Here is a 9,738-nt window from a genome sequence, read left to right on the forward strand (position 1 = left end):
GCATCAAGGGTTTCATGAGGACCCCACAAGAGGATCTGCGGGTCGACGGCGAACGGATGACACCGGTGGACTGGCTGCTGCACGGCGGCGACGCACGGGCGCTCGTGTCCATCCTGGGGAGCTTCCTCCAGATGTGACGCCCCGTTCGGCGTTTGTGCCGCGCAGGCGCCGGCTATCGGCTTGCGGAAACGCGATTTACCGACCCGGCCATTCCGCTGACCAACGCAAAATACTGATCGGCAGTCCAGCAAGCAAGTTGGTTCGCAGTCGTCGGACCGTTTCAGCCAGCACGCTCGACTGTCAGCTTCGTCCCGGCTCGCTTGCGGAGCCTGAACCGGCGACCGAGTTCAGGTCCACCAGGGACTACAGCTTCTACGATTGCCTCGATCTCAATGATCTTGCCGGATGCGGAAGGAGCGACCTCTCGGACCCGGTACCCCGTGCCGTCCCAGAGCGTGATCAGTTCACCAATTCGGACCTCGGCAGCCGGGCGTTGATCAGGGTGTTCCATGCTCCAAGCATGCCTGCTCTGCGAGTCGGCCTGCGCCTGAGATTCGTTTCCCGCACCCTGGAACTTCATGGGCGTTCCCGGAAGTAGTGGCGGACCTCCGCGGGAGCTAGGGTTACTATCGACTCTGCCCTACCAACCGCCTGTATCGCGCCTCGAAGGCGAGCTCTCCGCCTTCCATGATTGAACAATTTGCGCCGCGAACCTCCGGATCTTGAATAGGGCATCTGATCGGCGGTAAAACGCGACTCGGGCAGTCGAGGGTCACGCACCCTCTGCGGCGACAGATCCTGGATCCAACCGCCGTGTGACTGCTCGAGAGTTTACGAAAACACGCACCGCAGCAACTTCGCCATCGTTCAAACCGTAGAGTCGATATACAAGTTCGTTGATTTCAGCTTCGACATCGGCTGTGGACGACGTTAGATCTTCAGAGAGACTTTCGTGCACCTCCCGAGCCAAATTCGCGATCAACATTTCTAGATCGGGGTTGCGCGCAATGGGGATCTCCGAAAGCGGCGTCTGGAAAAGTTCGAGCATTCCACCTTTCTGCTTTCCTCGGAAGTACAGCCAGGTATACAGCAGGTCCGAGTTCAGGATCCCCAAGAGCGCGAAGAGTAGATCAATGTCCTCGGTCGCCAGCGTCAGAAAGTAGACGTCTGTGAGGCCGTACCACTCGTCGCGGGTATAGGCGAACGTGTTGTTCAGGGACCGGTACGGAGCGACGATCTTCGGTCCAGTGAAGATGCGCTCGTCTCTTGGCCAGTGGAGTTGATACCAAGGCAGTGGACGCTTGCTCATCGCCGGGTTGAACTCACGGCGAGCGGTCAGAATCTGCTTGAACCTCTCCAGGTGAGTAAGCTCTGCCTGCGTCGGAACGGAGCCTCGGCCTAGGTACAGAAGCTCCTGTGAAGCCTCTGTCTTGGTTATGAATCGACTGATGTCAGAGTTGGTGAAGAGCGGCTTCGCGTGAGCGAATCCCGAAGTCCCCCGCGGAAGAACGAAAAGCGGAGTGCCAGCCGCTTCGGCAATAGAGGGGAACCTCTTCTTGGCACTCGCGGTTACCTCCTTGGGATTAGGTGCGACTCCTTGATTGATCTCCAGAATGGAGCCAAGCCCCTGGCCGGCGTTACTCATCTTCACTAACGCGGTTCCAACGTCTGTCTGCGTCGCGAAGCGAATGTACTTCCTGGCACCGTCAAACAGGTCGTTCACGTGGACTTCAGCAGAGATCGCGAGGTCGGAATCAGATCGAAGCAATCGCTCTAGCTGGGACTGATCCACATCAGCGGACGCCTTCATGACAATCTGCTTGCACCAGTAATCGGCGTTGTCCTTGGACTTGCTGAGAACGGTGATCATGTCGTGTTGTCCCCGAGCCGAATCAAATACTGTTAGCTCGTTGAAATTCACGAGTTTCAATATCCTTGTGCGCTCGGCAAGATCAGATCGGAGCTTGAACGCGCCATTCGCCGTTGGGTAGTAGTTCGTGGTGATGAATACGAGGACCCCGTCGTCGCGCAGTAGATCGATGCCCAAGTGGATGAAGAAGTAGAAGAAGTCCATCTTCCCGAGGTAGAACCTGTCGCGAAGACGTGTACCTTTTACCGCATCAAAGACGGCCTTGTTGCCGTCCTCTCCGATGTAAGGCGGGTTTCCGACAACGATGTCGAATGAGTCAACTCCAAACATTTGCATTGGGTCAAAGAACTGGGCGGGGCCAGAGAACTTGAAGGGATCGAAGCTATTGAGCTGTCGAGTCCGAAGGTCCAAGTCGGATGCAAAGGAAGGCTGAGTGAGCTTGTAATACTCTTCCTTGAGCTTCTTCTTCTTTAGAGGCGATGACGTCTCGAAGTAAGACGTCCGGATGTCTGCCAACTTCTCGTCCAAGTCTGTGTCCACGCCGAACTCCAGACCTTCGTGCTCAGGCGTCAGTGAGATGAGGCTGTTGGCGCAGACAAACTTGAAGTCCAAGTTGGGCAGGGGGTCGACGTTCTTGAGATCCGCTTCGTCGACGACAAGGGCGAGCCACGTCCGCAGCTTGGCAATCTCGATCGCCATTGGTTCGATGTCGACGCCGTAGATGCTGTCCTTGATGATTCGAAGCTTGGTCTTGTAGGGATCGAACCGAGCGTCAAGCCGTTCTAAGGTGCGGGTCAGGAGGTGAACCATGCCGAGGGGGAAGGCGCCGGAGCCACATGCAGGATCGAGAATTTTCAGTTCGTCGATGGCGGCCAAAACCTTGGGGACTACGATTTTCACGTTCTCCTTGCCCCACAAGTCACGCTTGAAGTTGCTGTGCTGTCGAGCCACATATGCGTAGGACGAGTCGAGAAGCTTGTCGATGCCGGGGTTCCATTCGCCATTATCGAGCTTCGAGTAGAGGTGTTGCCGCAGGGCCTCTTTGCACATGTATGCCACCACTTCACGCGGTGTGTAGAAGGTGCCCTTCGCCTTGCGGGCAGATTCTCCAGTCTCCGTCCGTTGAGTCGCCAAGAGACTCTCGAAGACGCGGCCCAGCATCTCAGGGTCGATCGCCACCTGTTCGTAATCGGGACTCGACTCGTCGGTGGTGAAGTTGAACCGGTCGAAGTGTTCGTAAAGGCGCGTGAAGAAGCCATCGGGGAACTCGATCGTGTCGCCAGCCCAGTCATTCGAGTGGAATTCGAACAAACCGCCGTTCAAGTAAGGAGTCTCGAGGTCCTTTGCAGAAATCCGCTCCTTGACAGGTGTGTTCAGAATCCCGTAAAAGAGTCGCTTCAGAACTTCGTCGTAGTAATTGGTCGCAGTGCGCCCAGTTGGGTCGAAGTACGCCCGGCCGTCCGCGATGAGGCCCTTCCGGCGTAGAAACCAGACAAATAGCAGTCGTCCAATAAGTCTGCTGGTGAAAAGTTTGGCGTCCTCTTCGTCGCGCTTATCCTGGATCAGCTTCTCACGCAGCTCATCGAAGAAGGCAGCAACACCTTGGTAGAAGTCCCTATTGACCTCTCGGATTGCGAAGGCATCCCACAGCGTCGCATGAACCGCCTCGCGGGTTGGCAAGTCCCCTGCCCCCGTGACCTTCGCGAGAATTCCGGCTTGAGTCGAGGTCAAGCGCTCACTCAGCTCGACTACGCGAAGGTTCCCCTCCAGACTCAGGACCACGAGCAGCGCCTTGGCGTCGTGAGTGAGAAAGAAGTCGATCCCGACTCGCCAGTCGGCGTTCCGCGTCAAGAGGGTATTGTCCTCCCAGTTGGGAGTGAGGTGGACCGCGCCCGCGATGAGGTGCTTGCTCGTGCGTTGGTTGAGTTGGTAAAACTTAGACTCAACCTGCTCATGAGAGCTATCGAAGAGTTGGAACGCCGAGTAGTGCCCTCCGAGGTAAGGGTGGGCGACGAACCAATTGTCCATCTTCGAGTTGCCTAGGCTAAGGACGTCGAGGACGCTTGAGTCCACGACCCTGTCGGGATCGATACTCGCGGCCGACGGCGTCACTAATTCCATGAATAGCTTGGCGAGACGCAGGCCAGCGTCCAATGAGCTCTTTTGGCCCATTTCGGCGAGCAGCCCGTTGAACCGCTCAATCAACTCACTGCTGTGCATAGAACAAAACTCCCGTTACCTCGTACATTTCAGCTGTATCGATCTGCTTATCAGCTAGAACGGCACTGAGTCTGTCCATTGCCGCAATCGTGGACCCGAGCATTTGGCCGTGCAGCTTCATCTCGATGCGGGCCTTGCGTGTCAATGCTTGCAGATCCTGGACTTCTTTCTTATTAGTGACCTTGGTAGTGACGAGCTTTAGGAGGCTCCGCCCCGGAAGTACTGATTCGAAGAACCCAAGCGCTTCCCGCTCGGATGGCTTTGGGCTGTATGCCGCGACACTTTTTCCGGCCTGAGCTCTGGTGGCGGCTACAACCCTGCGGGCGGCAAGAACCCGATCGATTGAGATCTTGTCGAGTCTTCGCTTGTCGTTGTCCGAGGTTGCCCGGATGCTCTTAAGCGCTTCGGAATCTTGAATTGAGATTGTGCGATATGCGGATGTTGACGTGTCCACGGCGACAAAGTGAGTGTCAGTCACTACTCTCCCAGTGAGCGTTATCTTTCCCTCGGCCTTCGCAAGGCCGAGCACATGCCCGGGCGCCTCGAGCTTGGAGCCTTCGGGGAGGTAACCCCATTTGCCGAGTGGGAGAGCACGCACGCGTTCGATCTCAGCTGGGTTGGAGGCGTTAGCGGCCACAAAAGCCCGGAGATCGAAGACAAAGTCGTCTTCTACGAAGAACTTGTCCTCTTTCTCCTCCAACTTCTCCAGAGCCGCATCCGCATCAACTCCGTATAAATCTGCTGGGTCGAATTCGGTGGTCGATCTCGCAGTATCGTCCCCATCATGCTCAGCTTCGAGTATCTGCAAAAGGTCGGATGCGTCGTGTTGCTCAACGAACTCTTTGGCGTTGACTTGACCCTTTTCGAGCACATCTTGGTCCAACCCGATGGTGTGCTTGATGGTGTTGATCTTGCGATTCAAGCGATTGAGCAATTTGAGGTATGCCTCAAGGTTGTCCTCTGGCTTCATGTTTGACACGTAGACCTCATCGAACATGGAGCCAAGACGGTTAATACGACCATTTCGCTGAATCATGCGAACGGGATTCCAATGCAGGTCATAGTTGACTAGAGATCCAGCATCCTGAAGGTTCTGGCCCTCGCTGAGCACGTCCGTTGCGAAGAGGTAGTCCAACTCTGTTTCGTCGTCTGCAAGATTGTATTTCTTTGCCTTCGGCGCAAACCGACGGGTGATCTGCTCCACGCCGGACATGCCGCCAACGACGAATGCAGCTCGATCACGGAAGCTCTTGTCATTGACGAGCGATGGCAGTGATTCTTCCAGGTACTTAATGGTGTCGGAAAAGTAGCTGAACACCACAACTTTCCTTCTAGCGGGATCGTTGCTCGCCATTGCCTCATTCAGATAGTCAGCGAAGGCTCGCAACTTGTTGTCGTATCCAGCAATGGAATCGAGGACCTCACTCAAGCGAGTAGCGATCTCGCGATCTCGGACAAGGTCCTTCTTCATCGCATCTATGTCATAGACGAGTGGATCGGCGTCTGTGAATGCGTCTGAATCTATTCCAGAAACTTCGACGTCCTCGCCAAACTCGGCTGTGACGGCCTCGATCTCCTTGAAGCTGAGGATTTTGCCTTGGTCGAGGAACCCTTCGAACCGTTCCAACTTCGTGCGGTAGTTCCCAATGCTTTTTCGCAGCGCAGTCTGGCTCGACTCCAGACGTTTCAACCATGTGACGCGAATCATGTTGTGGATTGAGAGTTGGCTCTGGATCTTGAACGACTCATCGCCTTTCAAACCAAGCGCACGGATCTCCTCCATGGACTTGCCATATATGCGGCGCTGATAGATCTCGGGACGGTAAGGAGTGAAGCCAAAAAGCAAAACGATCTGGAAGATATTCGCGAAGACGTTGCCCACGTAGTCGTCCGTAATGGGGACGCCTCCCCTCGGGAGGGTATCCAGCGGGTGTTCGGAACGTTGAGTCTGGTCCAACAGCGCATCGAGGTCCAGCCTCCTCGGATCAAGACCCTCAAATACGCTCAGCACGGCCCCAATGGTTTGGTCGGTCGCCTTCTGTGCGTCGCCGCTGTATTCGTAGCCAATCTGCTCAACGACGCTTTCCGGGAAGTCATAACGTGAGCCGTCGGGCAGCACAATTCCTCCCATCTGCTTAACGCCTTGGCGCGTCGTGCGCACGAGGTAGTGGCGCAAGCCCGAGGCCACAACCGCAGAGATCGAATTCCAGTTGAACGGCTGGCCTAGCTTCTCTGCGCGCTTAATGCGGCTCTGAATCTGCGCCAGAGCGTAGAAGAAATCAGTCTTCAGGAGATTCCCATTCTCATCTCGATAGTCAACATTGATTGACTCGAGGCTGCCTTTGCTTGCAAGCTGAATCTGACTCACAAAGTCGATGAGACTGTTGTTTATCGGTGTTGCCGTGAGAAAAAGGACCTTGCTTGCAGGATTGGAGATGAACCACTCCAGCAGCTGCTGGTGGCGCTTGCCGCTCGGGTTGCGAAGGTTGTGAGCTTCATCGACCACGAACAGATCGACCGACTTGTACTTATCGAGTTCGCGTGCCCGGTCTATCGCGCTGGAGTCTTGTTGCGAAATCACCTCAAAGCCTTGCACAAGCCCGAATCGCTCGGCGAGGTCCTGTACCCACTGCGTCTTCAGGCTCGCCGGGGCGATCACGCAAATGCGGGTAGCCCCCTTTTCCTTATAGTGATTAATCACTGCACCCGAGGTGATGGTCTTACCGAGACCGACGGAGTCGGACAACATCGCCAGCCCCATGCGTTCGAGCTTGTTGATTAAGATTTGGGCATTGCGGTACTGGAAAGAGAAGAGGACATCTTTGACATCCGGAGCAAGCTGCTCCGGCGGAAGCAACTCATCTGGATATACCTCCATCAAAGTCTTGATGTAGGTGTCATATGCGCCGAATGTCAGGTCTCCGACCGGGGAATCACCAAGCATTTCCGTGAAGCGCCCATCCCAATTCTCGTTCAGCTCGTCCTGCCAGAGTCCATCAAACCAGCTGAGATGGCCGTGCTCGTCTGTCTCTACATGCGGCTGGAACTTGACGAGCATGTGATTGTCTTCGAGAGCGTTGAGCTCCGTGTTAGTGGTAAGGCCAGCCTTCGTGAAGTTAGATGAACCGATAACGCCAACGGCACCATTGCTTGAGTAGTTGCCGAAGATGTAGGCCTTGGCGTGGAGGAAGGAGCGGCGATAGACACGCACTTCAAGCCTCCCCTCAGCAATGAGCCGTTTGATCGCTACAACGGTTCCTCTGAGTTCGTCATCGTTGAATTGGGTGAGATCAGACGTGAAGTCTTGGTCAGGGAAGCCCGGTTCGGGGACCTCGATCTTGAGATTCCTCTTGTTCCGTGGGCTCAGCGGCTCCTGGCCGATCAACAGCCGGATCTTCTCGTAGTCCTTGACTGCGTCGAGGATCTCTTGCGTTCCGGGCAGATCCCAGTAGCCCGTGGCGATAGACAGATGCTTGAAATCCCTCGCGACGTTGCGCAGCGTCGAGGCCAACTCAACGCGGCTGTTGTCGATAATCCGATTGTGCGGCATGCGATGTCACTCCTGTTTCTGCCGCTGCGCCCGCGGGCTCTGCCGCCACGCACCCCCGACATTGGCAAGCCTATCGACGAGGAAGGAAAAAGCTGGCAGCCGGAGGAATCCGGAAAAGCGGAAGTTTCGGAAGACGACCACGGCGCCCGCTTAAACTGACCTCCCGGTCCGCGGCGCAACACCCCCGTTCGAGGGGCTTGAGTGGTTCGCGATGGATGCTGGGCTGCCCGATCTTGGCCGCATGCGCGATGAGGTTAGGGGCCTCGCCGAGAGTGGGGACATCGTTGACTGACCGGGCGAAGGGATACACCGTCACGGTCTTGGCAGCAGCTCGGGTGCTGCGGTTAAGCATCGAAAGGGATTCCTCAATGTCACTGAACTTCTCCGTGCGTAGCCATCGGTCCCACAAGTCCTGGGTCAAGACCACGGGCATGCGGTCATGGACCTCAGCTGACGCGCCTCGAGCTGCGTATCCTCGACCTGGTGCCACTCGTAGTAGCCGGCGGCCCGAGGCGCACTTGTTGCCAGTGCGACCCTGTGCCGCTTCATCCAGCACGTTCGACTATCAGCATCGTGCTGCCCACTGCTAAATGGTGAGAAGATCGCCTGCTTGTCTGTCCATCAGGGTGTACCCAATTGAGCAGTCCAAGAGTCCTGCGAAATCGTGTCAATCAGGGTGGCTCACCGACATAGTTGGACAGAAGCGACGGGGGATCTTAATCATGACTGGACACAAAGGGCAGGTGGTCGGTTACGTGCGCGTCAGCGCCGCCGACCAGAACGAAGCTCGACAGGTCGAAGCTCTCGGTGCCGTGGACAAGATGTTCTCCGAGAAGGTTTCGGGCAAGACCGCCCACGACTGTGGAGTTGATCGGTAATTGGCGGTGTTCTGTGACCGCTCGGCGGCGCGGTTAGCGGCGGGACCGTCTCGGATCCCATGCGTTTCGAGGCGCTCAGGTTTCGAGACAACTGTCAGCGCATCGTGCGCGAACGGGCGAACTTATGCTTGGCGGATGGCGCGGGTGAAGCCTGCGGCGAAGAGTGCGGTGAGCGCCCAGCCAGCGAGCGTGAGGAACACGCCGATCCCGCCGACGGTTTGGCCGCCGACGGTGGAGGTGATGTGGCATGCTGATCCGGTGCCGGTGGACACCAGCGGGATGGTCATATCGACAGCGATCTGGAATGTCTGGATGCCGGTGCACGGAGTGCTGATCAGCTCGTTTGTCGTACTAGTCGTGACTACAGCCAGCGCCCCGGGTACGAAAGAGGTGACCAGGATTGCGATCAGCAGACTACCGGCGACGCCGATCAGTGCACGCCAGGGCTGGTATCCATACCCGAGGGCGAGTTTGGTGAACCGTGCCCACGCTTTCGCGAGCCCGGTTAGTGTGCCGCGTTTGACCTGGTCGTCACGTTGGGCGATGAGTGCACGGCGGGCGTCCGCGTCGTGGCCGGCAGCGCGCGCAACGGCGGCTAACTGCTGGTATGGTTGCGCCGCGTAGGAGGTCGTGCCGTCCCGCAGGAAGTCCAGCCACCTCGTGAACCTCGCCGTCGGGTACCCGTCATAGGTGAGCCCGTCAACCACCCATCCCGTGCCGCCGATCGCCCGACCGAGAGTCACATAAGCCACCCATAGCCGGCCGGTGATCTGCGCACCCAAGAAACGCACCGCACCATCATCGCCGTGCCCGGTCGCGGTGAACCCGCCACGAAGGAACATGTCGCCGCCGACACTCACCCTGTCGGCGGCGAGGGCGGGACCGGTCTCATTGGTCAGGATCGCGCCACTCAAGCTCAACTGTCCGGTAATCTGCGCACTCGGGAAACGCACCGCACCATCATTGCCGTGCCCGGTCGCGGTGAACCCGTCATCAAGGGACATGTTGCCGCGGACACTCACCCTGTCGGCGGCGAGGGCGGGACCGGTCTCATTGGTCAGGATCGCGCCACTCAAATTCAACTGTCCGGTGATCTGCGCACCCAGGAAACGCACCGCACCCATATCGCCGTGCCCGGTCGCCGTGAACCCGCCACGAAGGAACATGTCGCCGCCGACACTCACCCAGTCGGCGGCGAGGGCGGGACCGGTCTCATTGGT

Annotated in this window: 5 protein-coding genes; 1 reads left to right on the forward strand and 4 read right to left on the reverse strand. The window is 57.3% G+C overall.

Annotated elements, in window-relative coordinates; genetic code table 11:
• Window positions 1–772: 772 nt before the first annotated feature.
• From QN350_RS17600 to QN350_RS20055, 3 genes are all read right to left on the reverse strand, one after another.
• Window positions 773–4,090: an Eco57I restriction-modification methylase domain-containing protein gene (locus QN350_RS17600; protein WP_323516975.1), complete on the reverse strand. Its 3,318-nt coding sequence runs from the start codon at window positions 4,088–4,090 to the stop codon at window positions 773–775.
• Complete coding sequence (locus tag QN350_RS17605; protein ID WP_323516976.1) at window positions 4,077–7,640, reverse strand: SNF2-related protein; 3,564 nt, start codon at window positions 7,638–7,640, stop codon at window positions 4,077–4,079. The genes QN350_RS17600 and QN350_RS17605 overlap by 14 nt, the downstream gene beginning before the upstream one ends.
• Before the next feature lie 70 nt (window positions 7,641–7,710).
• Window positions 7,711–8,196: an SOS response-associated peptidase family protein gene (locus QN350_RS20055; protein WP_416347744.1), complete on the reverse strand. Its 486-nt coding sequence runs from the start codon at window positions 8,194–8,196 to the stop codon at window positions 7,711–7,713.
• A 166-nt stretch (window positions 8,197–8,362) separates the two neighbouring features.
• Here QN350_RS20055 and QN350_RS17610 point away from each other — a divergent pair, with 166 nt between their 5' ends.
• On the forward strand, window positions 8,363–8,518 hold the full coding sequence (locus QN350_RS17610) for a recombinase family protein (protein WP_323516978.1): 156 nt from the start codon (window positions 8,363–8,365) through the stop codon (window positions 8,516–8,518).
• 122 nt (window positions 8,519–8,640) lie between these two features.
• Here the strand turns inward: QN350_RS17610 and QN350_RS17615 are convergent.
• Window positions 8,641–9,738 (reverse strand): hypothetical protein (locus QN350_RS17615; protein ID WP_323516980.1); only part of this gene is annotated, 1,098 nt, incomplete at its 5' end.

The sequence above is a fragment of the Cryobacterium sp. 10I5 genome (assembly GCF_035019865.1).
GTDB lineage: Bacteria > Actinomycetota > Actinomycetes > Actinomycetales > Microbacteriaceae > Cryobacterium > Cryobacterium breve_A.

What these genes read in the sequence shown, in the direction of transcription:
- QN350_RS17610 (WP_323516978.1), top strand. Translation starts at nt 8,363, where the DNA reads ATGACTGGACACAAAGGGCAGGTGGTCGGTTACGTGCGCGTCAGCGCC.
- QN350_RS17605 (WP_323516976.1), bottom strand. Translation starts at nt 7,640, where the DNA reads ATGCCGCACAATCGGATTATCGACAACAGCCGCGTTGAGTTGGCCTCG.
- QN350_RS17600 (WP_323516975.1), bottom strand. Translation starts at nt 4,090, where the DNA reads ATGCACAGCAGTGAGTTGATTGAGCGGTTCAACGGGCTGCTCGCCGAA.